The sequence below is a fragment of the Maricaulis sp. genome, assembly GCF_015665295.1.
GTDB lineage: Bacteria > Pseudomonadota > Alphaproteobacteria > Caulobacterales > Maricaulaceae > Maricaulis.
Genome location: NZ_JADFAJ010000012.1, coordinates 209891 through 234186, shown reverse-complemented (window position 1 = coordinate 234186; position 24296 = coordinate 209891). Strand labels below are relative to the sequence as shown.

The window sequence follows — 24296 nt, the reverse complement described above, 5'->3', positions numbered from 1 at the left end:
CCGGAACCGCGATCTCGCCCGATATCTAGACTGGTACAATACCGGCCGGCCGCACTATGCTCTCGCCAAACAGCCGCCAGCCAAAAGGCTCAGCCAGCTACTGAACAACGTCTTGAGAAACGACACCTAGCGTCCCTATTTCACGCGCCTGCAAGATATGATACAACCCAAGGGCCGCCGGGGACGGGGCTAGCCGTCCCCTTTGGCCGCCCTTCAGGCGAGAGAGAGCCGGATCAACAGGGTCCACCCGCCGGTCCGTCTTCTCCTCACCCAGAGAACGAGAGAGAGTTTCGGAAGCCGAAACTTTTCTCCCTCCTTGGATTGCGCCGGCCCTGGTGGCCGGCGTTTTCGTGCAATGAATTTCCTCCAGGTCCTCGCCCTTGATGGGCGAGGTGGATTGCCGCGAACGCGGCAAGACGGAGTGGGTGACCAGCGGCAAAGGCCGGAACGCTGCGCGTTTCACCCCTTCCGACCCGGGGCTACGCCCCGGCCCACCTTCCCCATCAAGGGGAAGGACCTCAAGACTTTCCTCCTCACAGCGTGGGGAGGTGGATCGGCGCGGAGCGGCGAGACGGAGGGGTGACGCCGGAGGCGGCATACGGCCTCCCACGCTGCGCGCGCCCCATCGGCCCGGGGCCACGCCCCGACCCACTTCCCCACAACGTGGGGAAGAAAAGGGCCTCGCCCTTGACCTCCCCGCCGCCATCCCGTCTCTTGCGCACAGCGCAAACTTGAAGGGTGGTTCATGTCTGGAATTCGTACCGATCTCACCGGCCAGGTGGCCATCATTACCGGCTCGACCAGCGGGATTGGCGCGGCGATGGCCGAGGCTCTGGCGGAGAATGGCTGTCACATCATCCTCAACGGGCTGGGCGAGCCGCAAGAGATCGAGACCCTGCGGGCGCGGCTGGCCAGCGATCATGGTGTCGAGGTGCGCTATCACGGCGCCAACATGCTCAAGTCGGACGAGATTGCCGACATGGTCGCCTCGGCCGAGCGCGAATTCGGGCGGCTGGACATTCTCCTGTCCAATGCCGGCATCCAGCATGTCTCCCCGGTCGAGGACTTCCCGGCCGAAAAATGGGATGCGATCATCGCCATCAACCTGACCTCGGTCTTCCATGCTGCCAAGGCGGCGATCCCGATCATGAAACGCCAGGGCAAGGGCCGCATCGTCAATCTCGCCTCGGCCCACGGCCTGGTCGCCTCGCCGTTCAAGTCGGCCTATGTCGCGGCCAAGCATGGCGTGATGGGTTTTACCAAGACGCTGGCCCTCGAGGTCGCCGAGGACGGCATCACCTGCAATGCGATCTGCCCGGGCTATGTGAAGACACCGCTGGTGGAAAACCAGATCGCCGACACCGCGAAAGCACGCGGAATTTCCGAGGAAGCGGTCGTCCGCGATGTCATGCTGGCAGCCCAGCCGACGAAGAAATTCGTCACCTATGAGCAGCTTGCCGGTGCTTTGCTCTATCTTGTCTCCGACGCCGGGGCCAATATGAATGGTTCCTGGATCAGCGTAGACGGCGGATGGACGGCGAAGTGAACGACAACGAAGCCACACTGAAAATCGACTACAATGAAATCCCCGTCACCGATCTGGAGGCGGCGAAAGCCTTCTATCGCAAGGCTTTCGGCTGGGACTTTATCGATTTCGGCCCGGCTTATGCGGCGTTCGAGAACGCCGGCCTCGATGGCGGGTTGCGCCTGGAAGACACGGCCCATCCCACCGGCTGCCTGATCATCCTGAAGGCCAAGGACATCCTGGCCGCCGAAGTGCGCGTGACCGAGGCTGGTGGCAGCATTATCCGTCGCGAGGATTTCCCGGGCGGGCGCCGTTTCCACTTCACCGATCCGAGTGGCAATGAGCTGGCGATCTGGTCGCCCAATGGCAAGTACGACCCGCAAGCCGCCAACGACGCAGACTCATGACCCTCGCGCCGGGCGAACGCCGACAGCCCGTGCCCGGAGCCGGCATGGTCGTGTTCCGCGGCGATGATGTCCTGCTGATCAAGCGCGGAAAGCCGCCCTATGAGGGGCACTGGTCGCTGCCCGGCGGCAAGATCGAGTATGGCGAGACCGCCGCCGAAGCGGCCCTGCGCGAACTGGCCGAGGAGACCGGCACCACCGCGCGGATTGCCGGCCTGATCGATATCATCGACAGTATCGGCCTGCGCGAGGCCGGCCAGCCGGGCGACTGGCATTACCTGCTGGTCGATTTTGCCGGCATCTGGACCGGCGGCGAGCCGGTCGCGAGTGATGATGTCACCGAGGCGCAATTCTTTCCCTATGACGAGGCCATTCGCCGAACCCGATGGGACCGCACCCGCGACGTGATCGGTCGGGCCCGTGCCATCGTCGCCGCCTTGAGCCCGCCACAATCCGTGCCATGATGCGCGCCATGCGCGTCCTGCTTCTTGTTCCGGCCCTTGTGATGCTGGTCACTGCCCCGACACTGGCGCAGAAGCCGCGCAATTTTTCACGCCCGGAGCCGGTCGCGGTGACAAACGAAGCCAGCCAGCCGCCGCGGGGCGACGACATCTCGCCGGAAATCCGCGAAGAGCTGGACCTGGAACGCACCCTGCCCTTCCTCGCCTATACGCTTGGCGAGCTGCACTATCTCGCCTTCGCCTGCACGGGTCCGGACGACCAGACCTGGCGCGAGCAGATGGTCGAGATGCTGGCCATGGAGGCTGCCGATGACCGGCGCTGGCGTGACCGGCTGATCGACAGCTTCAATGACGGTTATCGCGCCCAGCAGCGCTATCGCACCCGCTGCGGCCTGGAAGCCGACGCCGAACGCCGCGCCCTCGCCCATCGCGGCCGCGACCTCTCGGAAATGATGCGCGCCGCCTATTTCGACTGATCACGATCAGGGGACAGGTACAATTAACGCGTCGCGTCGCCCGGTCTGCGAGGCGCTGGCCAGACGCGTTAATTGTACCTGTCCCCATTCATGAGGGACTTGTGCCGGAACAGTCCCGTTCCCATTGTCATGAAGTCATGGTTAGGATGCAGGGTGGCATGCAAGAGGGGGCATGATGTCGGATCGCCGGTCGCAACTGGAATCTCTGAGCATTGATCGCGAGGCCGAGAGCAGCCCGGGCGGGGTGTCCGTTCCGGTGACGATTGTCATTGCCCTCGTCGTCGCCGCCCTGTCGGCCGGCGGCACCTGGTATCTCACCCGCAATTCAGCTCCGGCGCCGCAACCTGTGGCCGCTGTCGAGACACCGGCTCCGGTCAGCGAGACAGCCGGAGAAAGCGCAACACCTGCTCCCGCCCGTCCGGCACAGCGCACCTCCGGCCTGGTCGCCACCGGCTATGTCGTGGCCCGGCGCCAGGCGACCGTGTCGGCCGAGATCACCGGCCGGATCCAGGAATTGCTGGTCGAGGAAGGCGCCAGCGTCGAGGCCGGCCAGGTCCTGGCCCGGCTGGACGATACCCGCGCCCGCATCCAGCTCGACTTGCTGATGGCGCAGCGCGACGCCGCGGCCACGCGACCGCGCGCGCTGCTGGCCCAGCTCAACGAGGCGCAGACGGTGCTGGAGCGGGCCGAAACGCTGGCCGAACGCGATATCGGCTCGCAGGCGGCGGTCACCGCGGCCCGTGCCCAGGTGGACAGCCTGACCGCCCAGATCAATGCGGCCCGCGCCGACTACCAGGCGGTTGCCGCCCAGGTGCGCGCCCAGGAAGACCTGATCGACCGCCACATCGTGCGCGCGCCCTTTGCCGGCATCGTCATCGCCAAGAACGCCCAGGTCGGCGAGATCCTGTCCCCGGCCTCGGCCGGCGGCGGCTTCACCCGGACCGGGGTCGCGACCCTGGTCGACATGGAGTCGCTGGAGATCGAGGTCGATGTGAATGAGGGCCAGATCGGCCGCGTTACAGCGGGCCAGCGCGTCGAGGCCCGGCTGGACGCCTATCCCGACTGGCGCATCCCGGCGCATGTCGAGGCCATCATCCCGACCGCCGACCGGGCCCGCGCGACGATCACGGTCCGTGTCGCCTTTGACGAGCGCGATGGACGCATTCTTCCGGACATGGCGTCGCGCGTTGTGTTCGTCGAGTAAAAGCACTTTGCTTTACAAAGCACTGGCTTTGTATCATGCTGGCCCGACGCTGCCGATGCCGACACCGGTCTCGCGCCTGTCGGCCTGACTGATTACGGCCCGACTGATTATGGCCCGACTGATTACGGCCTGACTGAATGAGGAAGACCCCGATGACGTCGCTCTACACCCTTACCGACCTGTCCAAGGGCTATACCCGGGGCAAGGAGTCGATCACGATTTTCGAAGAGCTGACCATGACCATCCCCGAGGGTGATTTCATGGCGATCATGGGGCCGTCCGGGTCCGGCAAGACGACCTTGCTCAATTTGCTCGGCGGTATCGACCGGCCGACCTCGGGATCGGTGGAATGCCAGGGCGTGCGCGTCGACAAGCTGTCGGAAGGCAAGCTGGCCAAGTGGCGGTCGCAGAATGTCGGCTTCATCTTCCAGTTCTACAATCTCATGCCGACCCTCACCGCGGCCCAGAATGTCGAACTGCCCCTGCTGCTGACCGGCCTGTCCGGCAAGCAGCGCAAGGAGCGCGTCGCCACCGCCCTCGACATCGTCGGCCTCGCGGATCGCAAGGGTCACCGGCCACGCCAGCTCTCCGGCGGCCAGCAACAGCGCGTGGCAATTGCCCGCGCCATCGTCGCCGACCCGAAAGTCCTCCTGTGTGACGAACCGACCGGTGACCTTGACCGCAAGTCGGCCGACGAAATCCTTGAAACCCTGCAGCTTCTCAACACCGATCTCGGCAAGACCATCGTCATGGTCACGCACGACCCCTCGGCCGCCAAATATGCCCGCCGCGAACTGCATCTCGACAAGGGCCGCTTCGTCGAGCAGGTCCAGGAGCCGGCGCAATGAATGATCTCACGCTGATCCGGAAGAATCTCTTCCGCAAGAAGCTGAGGGCGATCCTGCTGACCCTGTCGATCCTGATCGCTTTCTTCATTTTCACGATCATCGGATCGTTCAACCGCGTCCTCAATGCCGGCGTCGAACTGGCAGCGGCGGACCGGCTGATCACGATGAATAATTCCGGCTTTACGCAGAGTTTGCCCTACGCCTATTGGGGCCGTATCCAGGCCATCGAGGGCGTTCGCAATGTCAGCCATATGAGCTGGTTTGGCGGCTATTACCAACAGCCGACCCAAGTCGTGCAGACCTTTGCTGTCGACCCGGAAACCTACCTGGCGGCCTATCCGGAATTCCTGATGCCGGACGACCAGCGCGCAGCCTTCCTGACCCAGCGTGACTGCCTGCTCGTCGGCGAGACACTCGCCCTCCAATATGGCTGGTCGGTCGGGGACCGCGTGCCGCTGCTGTCGAACATCTGGCAGAAGACGGATGGCAGTTCGTCCTGGGAATTCGACATCTGCGCCATCTACACCGCCTCCGTGCCCGAAATGTCCACGGCCGCCGCCTATCTCAACTACGACTATTACAACGAGGCGCTCGCTTTCAATCAGGACCGGGTCGGGATGATGGTCGTCAATACGGACGACCCGATGGCCAATGATGCGATCGCCAACCAGATCGACGCCATGTTCGCCAACTCCACGGCCCAGACCGACACCGCGACCGAAGCCGCTTTCACCCAGGCCTTCATCAACCAGATCGGCAATATCGGCCTGATCCTGGTCTATATCATCGGCGCTGCCTTCGGGATCATCCTGTTGATCGTCGGGACCAGCCTGGTCGTGGCCATTTCCGAACGGACCCGGGAAATCGCCGTCATGAAAACCCTCGGCTTCCCGGCGCCCCGCATTTTCCGAATGGTCCTGATCGAGTCGGTCATGCTGAGTCTGGTTGGCGGCCTCGCCGGGGTCGGCCTGGCCACGCTTGTCCTGAAAGGTCTCGCGCCCGTGCTGGCGGCATTCATGCCCGGCCTGGTCGTGACGCCCGGCATCTTCGGCATGGCGCTCGCCATGATGATCGGGTTCGGCCTCATCACCGGCATTGGCCCCGCCATGAATGCCCACCGCGTGCGCATCGTTGATGCGCTCGGCAAGCAATAGGAGGCGGATCATGTTCAAGCAAACCAGCGCGATCACATTGATGAACTTGCGGTCGCTGCCGCAGCGCGCCGGCATGTCACTCGCCACGGTCCTGTCGATCGCCCTCGTCGTCGGCGTCCTCCTCGGCTTCCTGGCCATGGCCAACGGCTTCCAGAAAACGATTGACGGAACCGGATCCGAGGACGTTGCGGTGATCCTGCGCGGTGGCTCGCAGTTCGAACTCAACAGCGTACTTTCGGCCGACCAGTTCCGCATCATCGAGACCGCGCCGGGCATCGCCGCCGATGCCGACGGCCAGCCGCTGGTCTCGGCAGAGCTCTATGTCGTTGTCGACGGGATCAAGAAGGATCTGGGCACCGAAGCCAACCTGCCCATGCGCGGTGTGGGACTGCAGGCGCCTTCCCTGCGCGGCCAGTTCGAACTGACGGCCGGACGCATGTTCGAGCCCGGCAGCAATGAGATCATTGTCGGCGAGGCCGTGCTGGATGCGTTTGAGGGCTTCGCGCTCAACCAGACGATCCGGCTCGGCACCAATGACTGGCAGGTTGTCGGCCTGTTCTCGACTGGCGGGACAGTCTTCGAGAGTGAACTCTGGGCCGATATCGGCGTCGTCCAGAACCTCTACCAGCGCGGCAGCTCACTGCAGTCCATCCGCGCCCGGCTCACCTCACCGGACGCCATCACCGAGCTGGAAGCCTTCGCCGACAACGATCCGCGCATCAATGAACTCGACATTTTCAACGAGCAGGAATTCTACGCCAGTCAGAGCGGAACGCTGACCACTGTCATCAACGCTGTCGGCTGGCCGCTCGCCATCATCATGGCCATCGGCGCTTTCGCGGGTGCGTGGAACGCGATGTATTCCTCGGTCGATGCCCGCATGCGCGAAATCGCGACCTTGCGGGCGATCGGTTTCTCCGGTGGCGCGGCTGCCATGGGAACGCTGATCGAGTCGCTCGTCCTGGCTGCTGTTGGTGGATTGCTGGGCGCCGTTGGCACCTATCTGCTGTTCAACGGCGCATCCGCATCGACCCTGGGAAGCGGCTTCACCCAGGTCGTCTTCGCCTTTGCGGTGACAGGCGATTCGATCCTGGCCGGCATGATCATGGCGGTGATGATCGGCTTCCTCGGCGGCATCGTTCCGGCGATCCGCTCGGCCTATGTGCCGCTGCTGACGGTTCACCGCAGCGAGTAGCCAGGCGGGGGACAGGTATGATTAACGGCGATCCCGCCGTTAATCATACCTGTCCCCATTTCGCTCACCCGTACCAGTCATCCTCGGCCGCGCGGAGTTTTTCTTCCTCCTTGTGCGGCGGCAGGATTTCCATCTTCACGTGGCGACGGCGATTGGTGGAGATGACGAAAAAGCGCTTGTCGGGATAGTCCAGCTTGGCTTCCAGCATGGCCGAGGTGATCAGGTCGACATTCTTCAGGTCATCATCCGACATGCCAAACGAGTGCGGCAGGTCGCGGCCGTATTCGTCCAGCCCCTTTTCCACGCACTGGCGAATGGCCCGGCGCTTGAGACCGGCCGTGGTCAGGTGCGGACCCAGCTCGTCGCGGATTTCCGGGTTCGAACAGGGATAGATGGCGAGATAATTCGGCTCTTCGGGCAGATGGCCCGCCTCGACGATCAGCTTGAGCGCCGCCTTGATCGTCTCGCGCGAATGCTGGCGCGCCGTGACGATGGCAACCGGGCGACGCTTGAGCACGGCGTATTTGAAAATCTCCCAGGACGGGCCGCGCCAGTTGGCGCTGTCCATGGCGCGCTTGACGTCGCGCAGCAGGTATTCCTCGCCATTGCGGTCCTGGCCGTCGGCGAACTCGCGGTAGGCGCGGGCCGGCGGATCGGCCCAGTCTTCCCACAGGCCCGGCACGCCGAGATAGGCCTTGATATCCTCATACTCGTGCTGGCGCATGGCCCGCTCCTCACCGGTCATGGTGTTGAGCAGGTGAATGCGCGTCGGCAGGTGGAGGATGTTTTCGTCGATATCGAAGAAATAAAAGCTCTGGCGGTCCACGGGCTGTCCTTGTGTGGTGTCAGCAGCCCCGCAAGGGCCGCCGCTTGCCCGCCCGCATACTAAGCCGGGCGCCCCAACTCAATAGGCGGCGTAGGATTTCTCTTCGACGATATTGGAGCCCAGAAGAAGATTGATCTCCTTTTTCAGCGCCGCACGCTTGTCATTGGTGACATAGACGGCGCGCGCGAGACGGATGAATTCCGGCCCGAAATCGCCATTGCGCTCGCAATCGCGGATATCATCCTCGATCACCCAGAGCTCGAGATTGACCGCCTGCAGGGCTGTATCCAGCCGGGTGAGCTCCTCACTCGCCGGCACATCCTTCGCGAGGGTTTCATTGAGAATGTCCAGCTCGGTGCGGACATTCTTCAGCTTGGCCTCGTCGGCGATGCGCTCGGACTTGATCCGCAGGATGGTGATCTTGTCGATCAGCTCGCCGGGAGCGATGGCGGTCATGATGGTCGTGGTCACGTGTCGTCTTCCTTCGTGTGTTGCGCCAGGCGCAGGCAATCAATCAGTCGTGCGGCAGGGCTTCCATGAAGCGCACCGGTTCGCCGAGGCCGGAGGCCACAAGCTCGCCATCACGCATGACCGAGCGGCCGCGGATGATGGTGCCGACCGGCCAGCCGGTCACCGACATGCCGTCAAACGGGGTCCAGCCGGACTTGGAGGCCGACCAGGCGTCCGTAATGGTCTCGGTCCGCTTCATGTCGACCAGGGTGAAATCAGCATCCCAGCCGACTGCCATGCGACCCTTGCCGGCAATGCCGAAAATTCGCTGGGCGCCGGCCGAGGTGAGATCGACGAAGCGTTCAATGGTCAGCCGGCCGGCATTGACATGGTCGAGCATGATCGGGACCAGGGTCTGGACGCCGGGCATGCCGGACGGGCTTTGCGGATAGGGCTTGGCCTTTTCCTCGAGCGTGTGCGGGGCGTGGTCGGAGCCGATGACATCGACAATGCCGCGCTGGATACCGCGCCACAGGCCGGCCCGGTGATGGGCATCGCGCAGCGGCGGGTTCATCTGGGCCCGCCCCTTGATGCGCTCATAGATTTCCGGACCTTCCAGCGTCAGGTGCTGGGGCGTCGCCTCGACCGAGGCGATGTCGCGGTGATCGGCGAGGAAGTCCATCTCCTCGGCGGTCGAGATATGCAGGACGTGGATGCGCTTGCCGGTCTTGCGCGCCAGGCGCACCAGGCGCTTGGTCGACATGATGGCAGCTTCGGCATCGCGCACATGCGGGTGGCTGGTCCAGTCGCCCTCGACGGCCAGTTCGCGGCGCTCGGCGAGGCGGTATTCGTCTTCCGAGTGGAAGGCGGCGCGGCGCTTGATCGCGCGCAGGACACGTTCCACGCCCTCATCATCGGCGACCAGGAGCGAACCGGTGGAGGCGCCCATGAAGACCTTCACACCGCAACAGCCGAGCATGCGCTCCATCTCGGGCAGGATGTCGGCGTTTTCATTGGTGGCGCCGGCATAGAAGGCGTGGTCGCAATGCATGCGGTTCTTCGCGCGGGCCAGCTTGTCGGTCAGCATGTCCGGCACGGTGGTGGTAGGATTGGTGTTCGGCATCTCGAACACCGCGGTGACCCCGCCCATGACCGCGCAGAGCGAGCCCGATTGCAGGTCTTCCTTCCACTCCATCCCCGGCTCGCGGAAATGGACCTGACTGTCGATCACGCCCGGCAACACCATCAGGCCGGAACAGTCGATCACCTCGCCGGCCGAGGCCCGGGAGAGGTCACCGATCGCCGCGGTCTTGCCGGCAATGACGCCGATATCGGCATGGCCGCGCCCGTCATGATTGACGATTTCGCCGCCCTTGAGGATCACGTCATAGGTCATGGTCATGGCTCAGCTCGTCCTCTCGTAAAGCGCCTTGGCGGCATCATACACCGTCTCGACCGCGAGGTCCGCCAGCAGGCTTGTCGAGGCCTTGCGGCGGTCATCATGGGCGCTGTCGATTTCCTCGAAGGTCGCCGGGCCGCGCACCGCATCGGTATGCGTCCCCCAGGGCGCATAGCAGCGATCATCGGACGGGCCGAACAGGCCCAGCGTCGGCGTGCCGACGGCTGCGGCCATGTGCATCAGTCCGCTGTCATTGCCGACATAGAGACGGCAGCGCTCGAGGCAGGCCGCTGTTTCCGGCAGGCCCAGGCCCAGCAGGTCGACGAACTCGATTTCCGGCAGGGCGTCATAGATCGGCCGGGCATACATCTCGTCACCCGGCCCGCCAAGCATGACGACAGGCGCGCCCGGCATGACGCCATCCGGTGCGGTGAATTTGAGGATGAAGTCGGCAAACTTCTCGGCTGGCCAGACCTTGAAGATCCAGGAGGCCGAGGGGCAGATTGCCAGATAGGAGCCGTCACCCGGCACGCGGGTCGCGGCCTCGGCGCGCACGGCGTCGGAGAGGTGGAGCCTGGGATCCGGCGCCGGAGCCAGCTTGAGAACGCTGGCCGCCTCCTCGACTTTCGGCACCGGCACGGCGCTCTGCTTGAGAATGCGGCGTTCCTTGGCGCGCAGGAACCAGGCGGTTGCGGAACAGCGCAGGTCGACGACGAGATCCCATTGCACATCAACGGTTTCGCGCCACAAATCCCACCAGTGCATCCCGGCCTTTTTCTTGCGCATCACGATGATCCGCTCGAGCCGCGGGGTTTGCGTGAACAGCGAGGCGGCGAGCGGACCACAGGCAATGGTGAAACGGGCCTCCGGCCGCGTCTCCACGAGATGGTCCAGGACCCCGGAGTTGATGATCGCGTCACCGATGCGGGTTGATGTGATGAAAAGAACGCGTTGCATGGGCACCGCAGATAGCGCGACGAGAAGGGCTTGGCCAGAGACGGACGCAATGACTATATCGGTGCCATGAACACACCCGCCGCCCTGCCCTTCATCCTGCCCGCTCGCCGCATCCTGTCGGTCGCCGGCCCGGACGCCCGTGATCTTCTGCAACGCGTCATCACAGCCGATGTCATCAGCCTGGAAGACGGGCAGTGCCGCCCCGGCGCCCTGCTCACCCCGCAAGGCAAGATCCTGGTCGATTTCCTGATCTTCGCGGACGGCGAGACGCTTTGGCTGGACGTCCCCGCGAGCGCCGCCGAGGGCCTGCTCAAGCGGCTGACAATGTTCAAGCTGCGCGCGAAGGCCGAGATCGTGCTGCATGGTGACCTCGTCGCCGTCTGGTCCACCTCGCCCTTCCCGGGCAGCGCCGCAGACCCGCGCCTGGCTGGTCGTGTTCATCGCGGGCTTGCCGAAGCCGGCAGCGAGGAACGCGCCCTCGACGTGATCGAGATCGAGGCCGGTGTGCCCGCCTTCGGACGCGATTATGGCGAGGCCGAGGTCTTCCCTACCGACGTCAATCTCGACGCCTTTGGCGGTGTCGGCTGGAAGAAGGGCTGTTTCATCGGCCAGGAAGTCGTCTCCCGCATGAAACGCCGCGGCACCATCCGCAAGCGCTCCCTGCCCGCCGTCTTCGCCGCCGCGGCCCCGCCGCCCGGCACCGGCATCATGGCCGGGCCGACCACGGTCGGTGCGATCAGCTCCAGCCTCGGCCACCACGCCGTCATCCTCGCCCGTCTCGACCGGCTGCGCGCCGCCGAACATTATTGCGAAGCCGACGGCCAGGAAGCCTCGATCGTCGTCCCGGACGAATTCTGGGCCGATCTGGAAGCGGCGCCGAAGGTTTAGCACTCTGTTGCCACGACGCTGTCAGCAGGGCGCGGCAAACCGGCTTGGCAGGGTGGGCGGAACAGGGTGCACTTCCGCGATCTAGCAAGGACCACCCCATGAACCAGCGCTGCGCCTGGGTGAATTCGCCCGATCCGATCTATGCCGAGTATCACGACACCGAATGGGGCGTGCCGGAATATGACGCCCGCGCCCTGTGGGAAAAACTGATGCTGGACGGATTCCAGGCCGGCCTCGCCTGGATCACCATATTGCGCAAGCGCGAGACAATGCGCGCCGCCTTCCACGGTTTCGACCCGGACCGGATCGCCGCCTATACCGATACCGACCGCGAGCGCCTGCTCGCCGACCCCGGCATCATCCGCTCGAAATCCAAGATCGAAGCCGCCATCGGCAATGCGAAGGCCTATATCGCCATGCGCGAAAACGGCGAGGACTTCGCGGACTATCTGTGGGGCTTCGTCGACGGCACGCCGATCCAGAACCGCTATGCGGCGCTCAAGGACGTGCCGACCAGGACGGCGCTGTCGGAGACCCTCTCAAAGGACCTGAAAAAGCGCGGCTTCAAGTTTGTCGGCCCGACGATTGTCTATGCCTTCATGGAGGCGGTCGGGATGGTCAATGACCACGAGGTGACCTGTCCGCGGCATGCGGCGGTGCAGGGGTTGGTGCGGTAGGGGCGCCGGATCCGCCCAGCAGACCCTGCCCCTCCCTTTCAACCGTCATCCCACGGTCACGGCAAGGCCGTGATCCGGGGGACCTCGTCTACCCGGTCGACGTCATTGTTGAGGTCCCCCGGACGTCCGCTGCGCGGCCACCGGGGGATGACGGTGATCAGGCCTGCCTTCGCAGGCCATCCGGCCGGGATGACAAGAGGAATAGCAAACCCTCGTCCGTCCCTTGCTCCTTCTCCCCCACCCGCTAAACTCACCCCATGCGCCGGCTGGGGAGCCCGCATCGGAGCGTTGTCATGCGCCTCATCCTGATTTGTATCTCTGCTGTCGCCCTGTCCGGCTGCGCCTGGCTGGAAAAAGGCCGCGATCCCAACCTGCCCTCGGCCGGAGAACTGGGCGCCGGCGAATGCCGGCCGGCCGGTCCGCATGATCCGGCGGCGCCGGGTGAGTGGATCTGCGATGACGGGGATGGCGACGAGGAAATGCGCCCGCGCCACCGCGTCGAACGGCCGGAGGATTATCGCCGGGATCCGTTCTAGGGCGAGGCCCGACCAGCCCTGACGGTTCAGTCGCCGGTGCCCAGCGCCCTGGCGTGATGACGCAAATGGTCCTCGATGAAGCTGGCGATGAACCAGTAGGAATGGTCATAGCCGGGATGGCTGCGGACGGTCACCGACTGTCCCACCTCCCGGCAGGCCGCCTCGAACAGCTCCGGGCGCAATTGTTCCTCGAGGAATTGATCCGCCTCGCCCTGATCGATCAGGATCATCTGGCCGGTCGGCTGGCGCCTGACCAGTTCACAGGCATCATGCTCGCCCCGGGCCGCACACTCATCGCCCAGATAGGCGGCGAACGCCTTCTGCCCCCAGGGCACTTTCGACGGCGCCACGATCGGCGCGAAGGCCGACACCGAAGCATAGCGGCCGGGATGGCGGAAATTGAGCGTCAGTGCGCCATGCCCGCCCATGGAATGGCCCATGATGGCCTGGCGGTCCATGTCGGCGGGAAAATGGGCGCCGACCAGGGCCGGCAATTCATGCGCGACATAGGTCTCCATCGAGAAGTGCGGCGTCCAGGGCGGCTCGGTGGCGTCGAGATAGAAGCCCGCGCCCTGGCCCAGATCATAGGCCTCGTCATCGGCCACATCGGCGCCGCGCGGCGAGGTGTCCGGCGCCACCACCATCAGGCCGAGCTCGCTGGCGACACGCTGGAGGCCGGATTTTTCCATCACATTCGACCAGTTGCAGGTGAGGCCCGAGAGATACCAGACCACCGGCACCGGCCCGTTCCGGGCCTGCGGCGGCGTGTAGACCGCAAACCGCATCACCCCGTGACAGGCCTCGCTGTCATGATCATGGACGGACAGGGTGCCGCCGAAAGAGGTCCAGCTGGAAACGGTTTGCATCGGGTCAGTTCTCCTCCAGCGCGGCTTCCACCTGCTCAATCGTGTGGGTGATCAGCTCCGGGCCGCCCACCTGACCATGTCCCGGCACGACATGCACGGCCTCGAGATAGGCCGCGCGCGCCCGTTCCAGTGCCGCGGGCCAGGCGGGCACATCGCCATCCTCGACATAGCCCACGCCGCGATACTCCAGCGGACGGATGAAACAGCCGCCGAACAGGGTCCGGCTGGGAGCGTGATAAACCACGATGTTTTCGCGCGCATGACCGCCCTCCACCGCCAACCAGCTCAGCCCGGCGACCATCAGCGCCGGCGGCAGGCCCTCGCCCAGTGCGTGGGCCGCCTCGGGCAGGCCGCGTTCACGCGCGGCCGCATTGATCTCCGGCGTGGCATATACAGGGATGTCAGCCGCTGCCAGCACATCGGCCCCGCCAATCCGGTCCTCATGGGCATGCGTGACAATGGCCGCGATGACACGCTGGCCAAACTGGCGCTCGATAACCGCCAGCAATTGCCGGGTCTCCGCCTCGCCCCAGGCGGTGTCGACCAGGACCAGACCGACCGGGGTCTCGATCACCAACCCGTTGGACGGTGTCGGCGCTGCCCCGCCCAGATCCTGAAAGCTGACATGGCGCCAGACCCCGTCCGCGACAGGCTCGATGTCGATCCGCGGCGTCTCCTCTGCCTGGCTCATCACCAGTGCCGCAGCCAGAAGCATGAATTTCATGGATGATCCTCCCTCGCCGCAGCCACGCTTGCGGCCAAATATGGCGTGGGCAGGACGCTGCAACAGTCTTCTTGTGGCAAATCACGCCCCGGGCGTGCCTCGAACTCTGAATGCAATTGCTTCGGAACGGATTCAAGGTCCGGATAGATCGCCGTTCCCGGCCATTTCGGATCGGTCTCCGTCCTCCAGGCCAGATGCACCAGGGCCCAGCGGCCATCCTCCTGTTCGAACAGCGCATCATCCGACCAGTCCGCCGTCGCGACAGCCCGCACTTCCAGCCCGTACAACACATGTCCCGGCACACATTCACGCCGCAGCTCATCTTCGAAGCCAGCGGCCTGGACTTCCTGCACTTCAAACCAGTCGAGCGAAAAACTCATGGTGCGTCGTCCTCGATGGGAATGGTGGAGAGGGGGATGGTCTCGATCTTCAACTGCTCGCTGGCCAGCTTGATCATGCGCTTGTCCGCACTGATTATTGGCAGTCCCTCACGCCTGGCGAGGGCCATGTAGAGACAGTCATAGACGGGATGGTCCAGCTCGGCGGCCATTGCCAAGGCATCCTCGACGAGCTCCTCGTCCGGACAGACTGTAACCAGCGCGGCCAGTTTCCGAATCGCCAGGCGCATGTCGGTGATCTGAACCACACCCTGCCGCAGATAGAGCCAGAAGGCATTGGCGGTTTCAGACAGGATGATGCCCGGTGCCGCCGGTGTGTATCGGCGCATCACCGAAGCGGCCTGGTCGCTGTATCTGTCTTCCACGAACACCTTCACGGCGACACTGGCATCCAGCACACAGGCCTTCACACCGAGTGCCCTTTGTCACGGTCTTCACGGATCAGCTCTGTGGCGTCCCTGAACACCGGCTTCGAGCGTTCCCGAACGCCTCGCGCGAATTCAATGAACGCTTCGCGATCCTCGCGTGCCTTTGCCGCCAGAACTTCCCGCAGGAACTGCTCCAACGATTTCTCCTCGCGCGCCGCCATCCGCTTGAGATTGGCCACGACCGCGTCGTCAAGATTGCGAATGATCACCTGACCCATGGACGCCTCCTGATAGCGTGATGCTATCAATTTGATGAGGCGAACGGAAGGCAAGTCGCTGGCCTTGTCCCGGCACGGCCTGGATTTCCGGCTTATCCCCGTTGTGCACAACGTTCCTTCTCCCCGGGGAGAAGGTGCCGCGAAGCGGCGGATGAGGGGGATTATTCCTGCGGGCCCGGGGATTTACCCCTCACCCTGTCCCTCTCCCAAGGGAGAGGGAAAGGCTCGCGGCAAGCCAGATTGGACCCGCATCGCCCGGATCGCTTTGTAACTTCCTGCCGCGCCCCCCGGCGCCCAGAGCCATCCATACATCGCTTGTCAGCCAGCAGGCCGTCTCCGCTTCTTCAGCTCAAGGGAGAAACCGCGAAGCGGCGCTCAACCGAGGGGTCCTTCCCCTTGACGGGGAAGGTGGCCCGCAGGGTCGGAAGGGGTGAAACGCGCCAGCGTTCTGTCTTCCCCGCCGATCACCCACTCCGTCTGGCCGCTGCGCGTCCAGCCACCTCGCCCATCAAGGGCGAGGACCTGCGAGATGTGCCCTAATACTCCACCACAGCCCGGATGCTCTCGCCGGCATGCATCAGGTCGAACCCCTTGTTGATGTCGTCAAGCTTGAGCTTGTGGGTAATGAGGCTGTCGATATCGATGCGGCCTTCCATGTACATGTCCACAATCTTCGGCACGTCGGTGCGGCCCCTGGCGCCGCCGAAGGCGGAGCCGCGCCAGACGCGGCCGGTGACCAGCTGGAAGGGGCGGGTCTGGATTTCCGCGCCGGCCGGTGCCACGCCGATGATGACGCTCTCGCCCCAGCCCTTGTGGCAGCATTCCAGCGCCGCCCGCATGACCTCGACATTGCCGATGCATTCAAAGGAATAATCCGCCCCGCCGCCGGTCAGCTCGACCAGATGGCCGACCAGGTCGGTGTGGTCCTTGGGATTGACGAAATCGGTCATGCCGAACTGGCGCGCGATCGCTTGCTTGGCCGGGTTCATGTCGACGCCGACAATCTGCCGGGCGCCGATCAGTTTGAGGCCCTGGATGACATTGAGACCGATCCCGCCCAGGCCGAAAACCACGGCGGTGGAATTGGGCTCGACCTTGGCGGTGAACATGACCGCGCCGATGCCCGTGGTCACGCCGCAGCCGATATAACAGACCTTGTCGAAGGGCGCGTCCTTGCGGATCTTGGCCAGCGAGATCTCCGGCAGGACGGTGAAGTTCGAGAAGGTCGAACAGCCCATATAGTGCAGGATTTTCTCGCCCTTGTAGGAGAAGCGCGACGTGCCGTCCGGCATCACGCCCTGGCCCTGGGTGGCGCGCACCTTCTGGCACAGATTGGTCTTGGGATTGAGGCAGTATTCGCACTCCCGGCACTCGGCCGTGTAGAGCGGGATGACATGGTCGCCGACCGCAAGATCCTTCACGCCCGGGCCGACCTCGCGGACAATGCCGGCGCCCTCATGGCCCAGAATGGCCGGGAAGGCGCCTTCCGGATCGGCACCGGAACGGGTGAACTCGTCGGTATGGCAGATACCGGTCGCCTTGATCTCGACCAGGACCTCGCCGGCCTTGGGGCCCTCGAGGTCGACTTCGACAATTTCCAGCGGTTTCCCGGCCTCGAAAGCGACGGCGGCACGTGTCTTCATGGGTCTCTCTCCCGGCAAGCATCAGTGTTTGGAACAGGTCTCGCATTGAGATGGCCCGGCGTCAAAGTCCGGCAAGGGATTGCAAAGCAGCTGCGCAGGTGACGGCTCGACCGGCAGCCACTAAGTTGCGCGCCCTGTGCCATCGGTTGCGGAGTGAAGTGAATGAGCGCGGTGATCCGGTCGACCGGTCTTTGGACTCCCGAAGAGTCCATCTCCAACGACGAACTCGTGGCCTGCTACAACGCCTATGTCGCGCACTACAATGCCGAGAATGCCAACGCGATCGAGCGCGGCGCGGTCGAGGCGAAGAACCCCTCCTCCTCCGGCTTCATCGAGAAAGCCTCGGGCATCAAGTCGCGCTATTCGATCGACAAGGCCGGCGTTCTGGACATTGCCCGCATGCGCCCCCGGGTCGAACCGCGCCCCAATGACCAGCTCTCGCTGATGGCCGAGGCCGGCCTCGCCGCCGCGAGGGACGCGCTCGAGCATGCCGGCCGTGATGCCGCCGATGTCGATGCGGTGATCTGCTCGGCCACCTCCATGCAGCGCACCTATCCGTGCATGGCGATCGAGATCCAGGATGCGCTCGGCATTGAGGGTTTCGGCTATGACATGACGGTGGCCTGTTCCTCGGGGACCTTCGGCATCATCAATGCGGTCAACATGATCGAGACGGGGATGGCGAAATCCGTGCTCGTCGTAACGCCCGAAATCACCACGCCGCAGCTCAATTTCCGCGACCGCGACAGCCATTTCATCTTTGGCGATGTCGCCGTGGCCATGCTGATCGAGCATGAGGATGTCGCGGGCGGCGAAGGCTGGAAGATCATCGGTCGCAATCTGATGACCAAGTTCTCCAACAATATCCGCTCCAATTTCGGCTTCCTGAATGCGTCGGAAGAGCCGGAACCGGCCTTCGAGGACCGCTATTTCGTGCAGGAGGGCCGCAAGGTCTTCAAGGAAGTCTGCCCGATGGTCGCCGAGATGATCCTCTCGGACATGGGCAATTTCGGCCTCAAGCCGGCTGACATGAAGCGCCTCTGGCTGCACCAGGCCAATATCAACATGAACATGATGGTGGCGAAGAAGGTCTATGGCCGCGACTTCACCGAGGACGAGGCCCCGGTCATTCTCGACGAGTTCGCGAACACAGCCGGCGCCGGCTCGCTGGTCGCCTTCCACCGCCATCATGACGGTTTCGAGGCGGGCGAAAAGGGGCTGATCTGCTCCTTCGGCGCGGGTTACTCGGCCGGCACGGTGTTTGTCGAAAAACTCTAGCGCGTCAGGCGGCAGACGATCCACGACCCGTATAGGCCAGGATCAATCTGAACAGGGCGAAGCCGACGCCGGTCACCGAACTGGCAACCAGCAGGATGACCATGTCCGGCTGGTAGAGGTTGAACGTCATCAGCGGCGCGCCGAAGAGTTTGGGCATCAGGTCCACGAAGACCCAGGCCATGGCGAGGGTCGCGAGGACCGGGAAGAACAGGCTGAAAGCCCCGGCGACGCCCGACTTTGCCCGCAAACCATCGCGGCGCAGCCAGGCCGTGACGGTGCCGGCGAGAAAGAGAATCAGCAGGGCCACAGGCATGAGATAGAGGCTCTGCGTGCCCAGATGACGGCCGCCCCTGCCCGGCTCATCGCCCAGGGCCAGCGCGCTCATCCCCATGAGGATGTCGCCGGTCACCCCAAATCCCATGCCGCTATTGGCGTTCACGAGGACCACACCGCCGCGCTGCTGCGACGGCGAGAGGACGGCAATGGCTTCGGCCCCGGGCACAAGCCCTGTGTGGAACGCCATGTCTGAATTCACATCCAGAGACCAGCCCAGACCATAATGCGGCGCAAGCGGGCTGGCCGGCTGGAGCATCATGGCCTTGTGCTCGGCGGTGATCAGGTCATCCCCGCCATTCATCATCATCGCCAGATAGCGCGCCACATCGGCGGCGCTGCCCATGATCCCCCCGGCTGGCGCCATGGGATCGCCCCTCGTCTGGTCGGCCGCGACAAGTGGACGCCGCCCGCCGAACCAGGGCGTATGACCGCGCGACACGACCGCATTCGCGCCGCGATCACTGCCACCGACGAAACTGTCATCCATGCCCAGCGGATCGAGAATCCGGGTCTCGACATAGCGGGCATAATCGAGACCGCTGAGCGCCTCGACCAGCGCCCCGAGAATGAGATAATTGGCATTGGAATACTGCCAGCTTGTGCCGGCCTCGCGAGCCGGCGCGGTCCGGGCAAGCTGGCGGACGCGGGCGGCCAGCGTGTCGGGCTCACCATCCGGACCCGGTCCGGTCTCATTGCCCTGCAGGGTGGAATAGCCGCTGGTATGGCCCAGCAATTGGCGGATCGTGACCGATGCGCCCGGCTGCCCCTCGAATAACTCCAGATAATCGGCAATGGCCCCGTCCAGCTCGAGCCGGCCGGCTTCGACCTGCTGCATGATGGCCAGCGCCGTGAAACCCTTCGAGATCGAACCGAGCGGGAAGGCCGTGTCGTCCGTCACCGGCTGCCCGCTGCCGACAATCAGCGCGCCGCGAACGCCGGAGCAGATCCGGCCATTGTCCAGAATGGCCCAGGCCAGACCCGGCGCGGACGCCGCCGGCATGGCCCGGTCGAGATAATCCTCCACAGGTTCGGCCACAGGTTCGGCCACAGGTTCGGCCGGTATTTCCGACTGTGACAGGGCGGGCCCGGCCAGGAAAAACATCGCCAGGATGGCCAGAAAGCGTCGCATACCGTGTCCCCCGGGCGTGTCTTGCCAACAAACACCGCTTCGCTTGCTGAGCTCTTCCTGCCAATCGATCACACCTCCAAGGGGTAGCAGTCCCCGCCCCGGCTCGCCAGACTCAACCCCCGAGGCATGACTCCTTTTGTCACCGCACCTCGCCATCCTCCTCTCGAATACAGGGAGAGACATCATGCCGCGCGCATCGCTATTCGAATTTGCATCCAGAGTTCTCGATTTCATCGTCTGGGGCAGTTTCGTCATCGTTCTGGCAGGCTTCTAGCCTGCTAAAACAAGTGAATACGACCCATACAAATTTGATAACTCCAGCCAAAAAGAGGCCCGGCCCGCCAACCCCCACAACGCGGGAGCGACGGGCCGGGCCCAGTATACGTCTCAGGCCGGGGAGGACAGGCCAGGACGAAATGTGTGTTCGGCGATCAGCCGATGGATTCACCGTGCAGCGTCGTGTCGAGGCCGGAGATCTCGCCTTCCTCGTCCACGCGCAGGCTCATGAACTTTGATTGCACGAAAAGTATGACAGTCGTAACCACGCCGCAGTAGAGCGCGGCAGCCAGCGCCCCCCAGGTCTGGGTCCAGACCTGCAGCCAGTTGCCGTCGATCGCGCCGCCGGTTCCGCCAATGGCTTCCGAGGCAAAGACACCGGTCAGGATGGCGCCGACAAGGCCGCCCACACCGTGCAGGCCGAACGCGTCGAGCGTATCATCGATCTTGAGCACTTTCTTCAGCGCGGTGACGCCCCAATAGGCACCGAAGGCCCCACAGGCACCAATGATGAAGGCGGCCCAGGCCGGCACGAAACCTGCGGCCGGGGTTATCGCGACGAGGCCGGCGATGGCACCGGACGCAGCACCGAGCACGCTGGCCTTGCCGCGCAGGATCCATTCCAGGCCGATCCAGACCAGAACCGCACTGGCCGCCGCGACCTGGGTGGTCACGAAGGCATGGGCTGCGGCGCCGTCTGCCGCCAGGGCCGACCCGCCATTGAAGCCGAACCAGCCAACCCACAACATGCCGGCGCCCGTAACCGTCAGCACCAGATTGTCAGGCGCCAGGTTGGAGCCCGGATAGCCCTTGCGCGGACCCAGGAATTTGGCCAGCACCAGACCGGCAACGCCGGCATTGATGTGCACGACGGCACCCCCGGCGAAATCGAGCACACCCGCATCGCCGAGAAAGCCGCCACCCCACACCCAGTGGCAGATGGGCGCATAGACCAGGATCAGCCAGGCGGCGCCGAACACCATGAAAGCCGAGAAGCGGATCCGTTCAACCGCCGCACCGGCAATGATCGCCACGGTGATAATGGCGAAGGTGAGCTGGAACATGAGGAAGAGGTTTTCCGGCAGGTCACCGGACATTGTGTCGGGCATGATGCCCGACAGGCCGACACGGCCCAGCCCGCCGACGAAGGCATTGACCGCCCCGCCATCCGAGAAGGCAAGCGAATAGGCAATCAAGGCCCAGAGCACGGTCACCACCGCGGCTGCGCCGAGGCTCTGCATCAGGGTGGAGAGCACATTCTTGCGCCGGACCATGCCGCCGTAAAACAGCGCCAGCCCGGGCAGCGTCATCAGCAGCACGAGGGCGGTCGAGGTCAGTATCCAGGCGTTGTTACCACTATCCATGGGGCTCTCCGTGAACGGGCCTTGGGTGTTTTTGCGATCGTCAAAGAGCTAGGCCGGGGAATCGCGGCGAGTCGACTTTGCAACAGTGATTTCGCGTGATTGGCCGCAGCGCGCCGCGAAATTGTGCACACCTGCCCGTTTTCGAGGCGCCCGCGCATCATCCGTGCAATGACAGGGCGGATTGATCGGCAGCGCTCATGCTTTACGCTGGGCCCATCAGGGACAAGCACAGAGTCCGCACCGTGAAGAACAGCCTCATCCGATCAACGGGATACTGGGTCCCGTCCAATGTCATCTCGAATGATGAACTCGTTGCCAGCTACAATGCCTGGGCGACGCGCTTCAATAGCGAGCACGCTGCGGCCATCGCTGCGGGCGACGTCGAGGAAGTGCCGCTCTCATCCAGCGAATTCATCAAGAACGCCTCCGGAATCGAACGCCGGCATGTGTATGAAAAGTCCGGCATTCTGGACATTGATGCGATGGTGCCCCGCATTCCGCCGCGGCCGATCGGCGAGCTCTCGACCCAGGCCGAGTTCGCGCTGAAATCGGTCCGGATTGCACTCGACAAGGCCGGGTATGAAGGCGCCGACATTGACGGCGTCATTGTCGCGTCTTCGGCCCAGCAGCGCAATTTCCCGGCCGTCGCCTGCGAGATCCAGGAAGCGATCGGCGCCAGCGGCTTCTCCTTCGACATGACGATGGCCTGCGCCTCGGCGCTGTATGGCCTGCACCTGGCCAACGGCATGATCAAGTCCGGCCAGGCCCGGCGCATCCTGGTGTGCTCGCCCGAGCTGATGACCTGCATCAATGTGCATTCCCGCCGCGAAGTGCATTTCATCTTCGGCGACGCCTCGGCGGCGATGATTGTCGAGGCCGATGACGGCAGGCCCGGCGGCTGGGATGTCATCGGCACCCATGCCGAGAATAAATGGTCATCCGCCCTGCGCTCGGACTATGGCTTCATCAATATCGCTGAACGCACCGTCGACCCCGACTTCGCACCGCATCTCGACCAGGACGGGCACCGCGTCTTCAAGGATGTGGTCGGCTTCGCCCCGCAGGTCGCCCGCCGCATGATGGAAGCGATCGAGCTGGCGCCGGAGGATGTGCGCCGCACCTGGCTGCACCAGGCCAATATCCGCATGGTCGACCTGATCGCCAAGCGCATCCTCGAACGCGACCGCACCGAGGACAATGCCCCCGCCATCCTGCACGAGTATGGCAATACGTCCTCGTCATCGGTGGTGATGAATTTCGAAATGCATTCGGACGATATGGCGGTTGGCGAGACCGGCGTCATGTGTGCCTTCGGAGCCGGCTATGGTGTCGGCGCGGCTGCGGTCAGGAAACGGGCATGAGAACCTGGCTTTCCCTGTTTTCGATTGCCGCCCTGGCAGCCTGCTCCCCCGCGGCAGACGAGGGTGAAGGCCTTCAGACCGAAGCGCCGGCCGAGGACGCCGAAGACGCCAGCCCGCCGGGCACCGATATCCACCTGTTCGCGCTCGACTGGTCGGGCGAGGCGCCGGTGCTGGGCGCCAGCCTCGGCGGCGTGATCCGGCCCGGCTATGACAACCAGCCCTTCTTCACCGATGATGGCGGCCTGCTCTACACGGCCGACGACGCGACCGGCGAGACCGATATCTGGCGCCTGGACCTGGCCGGCGGCGAAACCACGCAAGTCACACAGACACCGGGCGAGAGCGAGTATTCGCCGCGCATCGCGCCGGATGGCCGGCTGAGCTATATCTACCAGCCGCCCGGCGGCTATGCCGGCAATGCCTATCTCGCCAATCCGGACAATTCCGACCGCCAGCCCGCGCAGGCGCTGGCCCCGGTCGGCTATTACGGTTTTTCCGGCGACATGCGCGCCGTGGCCGTCTTCCATCTGGGCGAACCGATGACGCTGCAGCTCATCGACCGCAGCACGACGCCGGAAACCGTCACCCATATTGCCGACAATCCCGGTCGCAGCTTCTTCCGCGCCGGTCGCGGTCCGGCATTGTATGTGACGCTGGCGGATGAGGCGGGTGTGCACACGATCCACGCCCTCAACACGCGAACCGGCGAGCTGCGCGAGATGTTCGCCCTGCCCGGGACAAGCCAGGACTTTGCGGTCGCCGTCATGCCGGACGACCGAATCACCTTCCTGACCGTCGATGAGGGCCAGCTCTACTGGCGGGCCTATGGTCGCTGGATGCCGATCGGCGCGGTCGATTGGCTGACCGGCATCACCCGACTGGCGATCAGCCCGGACCTGTCGACGCTGGCGGTCGTGGCTGAGGAATAGGCGGCGAACACGCTTTCTTCCCCACAGCGTGGCGAAGTGGGCCAACGCGCAGCGTCGGGTCGATGGAGCCGAGCGTCAGCGAGGGGGGCGTGGCACACCGCCTGCGGCGGCCCCTCCGTCTCGCCCTGCCGGGCGATCCACCTCCCCACAATGTGGGGAGGAAAGGCGAACCCGTTCTGCCTTTCGAACCCGGCGCCTCGCGCGGAGCGGTCCATAAATCACTTGTCAGCCAGCAGGCCGTATCCGCTTCTTCAGCTCAAGGGTGAAACCGCGAAGCGGCGCGAACGCGCCCTTGACCTGAAGAACCGGATACGGCGAACTCCCGGCAAGCGGTTTATGGCTGGGT

26 protein-coding genes are annotated in these 24296 nt (G+C 64.3%); 14 read left to right on the top strand and 12 right to left on the bottom strand.

Features of this window, described 5'->3' with window-relative positions; all coding sequences use genetic code 11:
- Positions 1-745 precede the first annotated feature (745 nt).
- The 8 genes from QZZ02_RS06940 to QZZ02_RS06905 all read left to right on the top strand — a co-directional run bounded on the left by QZZ02_RS06940 (position 746) and on the right by QZZ02_RS06905 (position 7267).
- Positions 746-1546, top strand: coding sequence for a 3-hydroxybutyrate dehydrogenase (locus QZZ02_RS06940; protein ID WP_291843269.1), 801 nt, complete (start codon positions 746-748; stop codon positions 1544-1546).
- On the top strand, positions 1543-1932 hold the full coding sequence (locus QZZ02_RS06935; protein ID WP_291843267.1) for a VOC family protein: 390 nt from the start codon (positions 1543-1545) through the stop codon (positions 1930-1932). Before QZZ02_RS06940 ends, QZZ02_RS06935 begins: the two co-directional genes overlap by 4 nt.
- Positions 1929-2393, top strand: coding sequence for an NUDIX domain-containing protein (locus tag QZZ02_RS06930; RefSeq protein ID WP_291843266.1), 465 nt, complete (start codon positions 1929-1931; stop codon positions 2391-2393). The genes QZZ02_RS06935 and QZZ02_RS06930 overlap by 4 nt, the downstream gene beginning before the upstream one ends.
- A gap of 8 nt (positions 2394-2401) precedes the next feature.
- On the top strand, positions 2402-2866 hold the full coding sequence (locus tag QZZ02_RS06925) for a TIGR02301 family protein (protein WP_291843264.1): 465 nt from the start codon (positions 2402-2404) through the stop codon (positions 2864-2866).
- Between the two features lie 172 nt (positions 2867-3038).
- Positions 3039-4070, top strand: a complete 1032-nt coding sequence (locus QZZ02_RS06920; RefSeq protein ID WP_291843263.1) for an efflux RND transporter periplasmic adaptor subunit — start codon at positions 3039-3041, stop codon at positions 4068-4070.
- A 152-nt stretch (positions 4071-4222) separates the two neighbouring features.
- Positions 4223-4918 (top strand): ABC transporter ATP-binding protein, encoded by a 696-nt coding sequence (locus QZZ02_RS06915; RefSeq protein ID WP_291843262.1) that lies wholly within the window; start codon positions 4223-4225, stop codon positions 4916-4918.
- Positions 4915-6072 carry an FtsX-like permease family protein gene (locus QZZ02_RS06910; protein ID WP_291843261.1) on the top strand — a complete coding sequence of 386 codons (1158 nt, stop codon included), beginning with the start codon at positions 4915-4917 and terminating at the stop codon, positions 6070-6072. The genes QZZ02_RS06915 and QZZ02_RS06910 overlap by 4 nt, the downstream gene beginning before the upstream one ends.
- A 10-nt stretch (positions 6073-6082) precedes the next feature.
- Positions 6083-7267 carry an ABC transporter permease gene (locus tag QZZ02_RS06905; RefSeq protein WP_291843260.1) on the top strand — a complete coding sequence of 395 codons (1185 nt, stop codon included), beginning with the start codon at positions 6083-6085 and terminating at the stop codon, positions 7265-7267.
- Positions 7268-7331: 64 nt separating this feature from the next.
- Here QZZ02_RS06905 and QZZ02_RS06900 read toward each other — a convergent pair whose 3' ends face one another.
- The 4 genes from QZZ02_RS06900 to QZZ02_RS06885 form a co-directional block, all read right to left on the bottom strand.
- On the bottom strand, positions 7332-8093 hold the full coding sequence (locus QZZ02_RS06900) for a hypothetical protein (RefSeq protein ID WP_291843258.1): 762 nt from the start codon (positions 8091-8093) through the stop codon (positions 7332-7334).
- 78 nt (positions 8094-8171) lie between these two features.
- A complete protein-coding gene (locus QZZ02_RS06895; RefSeq protein WP_366511512.1) occupies positions 8172-8549 on the bottom strand; it encodes a DUF6165 family protein in 378 nt (125 codons plus the stop codon).
- Between the two features lie 58 nt (positions 8550-8607).
- Positions 8608-9945, bottom strand: coding sequence for a dihydroorotase (locus tag QZZ02_RS06890; protein ID WP_291843256.1), 1338 nt, complete (start codon positions 9943-9945; stop codon positions 8608-8610).
- A 3-nt stretch (positions 9946-9948) separates the two neighbouring features.
- A complete protein-coding gene (locus QZZ02_RS06885) occupies positions 9949-10899 on the bottom strand; it encodes a glycosyltransferase family 9 protein (protein ID WP_291843255.1) in 951 nt (316 codons plus the stop codon).
- A gap of 30 nt (positions 10900-10929) precedes the next feature.
- On the opposite strand from QZZ02_RS06885, the gene QZZ02_RS06880 reads away from it, so the two are divergent.
- The 3 genes from QZZ02_RS06880 (at position 10930) to QZZ02_RS06870 (ending at position 13000) form a co-directional block, all read left to right on the top strand.
- The gene (locus tag QZZ02_RS06880) at positions 10930-11787 is read left to right on the top strand and encodes a hypothetical protein (protein WP_291843254.1); all 858 of its coding nucleotides are present in this window, start codon (positions 10930-10932) and stop codon (positions 11785-11787) included.
- A 98-nt stretch (positions 11788-11885) separates the two neighbouring features.
- On the top strand, positions 11886-12464 hold the full coding sequence (locus QZZ02_RS06875) for a DNA-3-methyladenine glycosylase I (RefSeq protein ID WP_291843252.1): 579 nt from the start codon (positions 11886-11888) through the stop codon (positions 12462-12464).
- Positions 12465-12757: 293 nt separating this feature from the next.
- Entirely contained in the window at positions 12758-13000 is a 243-nt protein-coding gene (locus QZZ02_RS06870) for a hypothetical protein (RefSeq protein ID WP_291843250.1), read from the top strand.
- Between the two features lie 26 nt (positions 13001-13026).
- On the opposite strand, the gene fghA is transcribed toward QZZ02_RS06870, so the two are convergent.
- The 6 genes from fghA to QZZ02_RS06840 form a co-directional block, all read right to left on the bottom strand.
- On the bottom strand, positions 13027-13866 hold the full coding sequence (gene fghA / locus QZZ02_RS06865) for an S-formylglutathione hydrolase (RefSeq protein WP_291843248.1): 840 nt from the start codon (positions 13864-13866) through the stop codon (positions 13027-13029).
- A gap of 4 nt (positions 13867-13870) precedes the next feature.
- Positions 13871-14590, bottom strand: a complete 720-nt coding sequence (gene bla, locus QZZ02_RS06860; RefSeq protein WP_291843247.1) for a subclass B1 metallo-beta-lactamase — start codon at positions 14588-14590, stop codon at positions 13871-13873.
- A complete protein-coding gene (locus QZZ02_RS06855; RefSeq protein ID WP_291843246.1) occupies positions 14587-14970 on the bottom strand; it encodes a hypothetical protein in 384 nt (127 codons plus the stop codon). The genes bla and QZZ02_RS06855 overlap by 4 nt, the downstream gene beginning before the upstream one ends.
- Positions 14967-15398: a type II toxin-antitoxin system VapC family toxin gene (locus QZZ02_RS06850; RefSeq protein WP_291843245.1), complete on the bottom strand. Its 432-nt coding sequence runs from the start codon at positions 15396-15398 to the stop codon at positions 14967-14969. Before QZZ02_RS06850 ends, QZZ02_RS06855 begins: the two co-directional genes overlap by 4 nt.
- Positions 15395-15634 carry a hypothetical protein gene (locus QZZ02_RS06845; RefSeq protein ID WP_291843244.1) on the bottom strand — a complete coding sequence of 80 codons (240 nt, stop codon included), beginning with the start codon at positions 15632-15634 and terminating at the stop codon, positions 15395-15397. The genes QZZ02_RS06850 and QZZ02_RS06845 overlap by 4 nt, the downstream gene beginning before the upstream one ends.
- A gap of 536 nt (positions 15635-16170) precedes the next feature.
- Positions 16171-17277 (bottom strand): S-(hydroxymethyl)glutathione dehydrogenase/class III alcohol dehydrogenase, encoded by a 1107-nt coding sequence (locus QZZ02_RS06840; protein WP_291843243.1) that lies wholly within the window; start codon positions 17275-17277, stop codon positions 16171-16173.
- 162 nt (positions 17278-17439) lie between these two features.
- Between QZZ02_RS06840 and QZZ02_RS06835 the strand changes: the two genes are divergently transcribed.
- Entirely contained in the window at positions 17440-18555 is a 1116-nt protein-coding gene (locus tag QZZ02_RS06835; protein ID WP_291843241.1) for a beta-ketoacyl-ACP synthase III, read from the top strand.
- Between the two features lie 4 nt (positions 18556-18559).
- Here QZZ02_RS06835 and QZZ02_RS06830 read toward each other — a convergent pair whose 3' ends face one another.
- Both QZZ02_RS06830 and QZZ02_RS06825 read right to left on the bottom strand, forming a co-directional pair.
- Positions 18560-20020 (bottom strand): serine hydrolase domain-containing protein, encoded by a 1461-nt coding sequence (locus tag QZZ02_RS06830; RefSeq protein ID WP_291843239.1) that lies wholly within the window; start codon positions 20018-20020, stop codon positions 18560-18562.
- A gap of 431 nt (positions 20021-20451) precedes the next feature.
- Positions 20452-21660: an ammonium transporter gene (locus QZZ02_RS06825; RefSeq protein WP_291843238.1), complete on the bottom strand. Its 1209-nt coding sequence runs from the start codon at positions 21658-21660 to the stop codon at positions 20452-20454.
- Positions 21661-21902: 242 nt separating this feature from the next.
- Here QZZ02_RS06825 and QZZ02_RS06820 point away from each other — a divergent pair, with 242 nt between their 5' ends.
- Positions 21903-23021, top strand: a complete 1119-nt coding sequence (locus tag QZZ02_RS06820; protein WP_291843237.1) for a beta-ketoacyl-ACP synthase III — start codon at positions 21903-21905, stop codon at positions 23019-23021.
- A complete protein-coding gene (locus QZZ02_RS06815; RefSeq protein ID WP_291843236.1) occupies positions 23018-23950 on the top strand; it encodes a hypothetical protein in 933 nt (310 codons plus the stop codon). The genes QZZ02_RS06820 and QZZ02_RS06815 overlap by 4 nt, the downstream gene beginning before the upstream one ends.
- Positions 23951-24296: the final 346 nt, after the last annotated feature.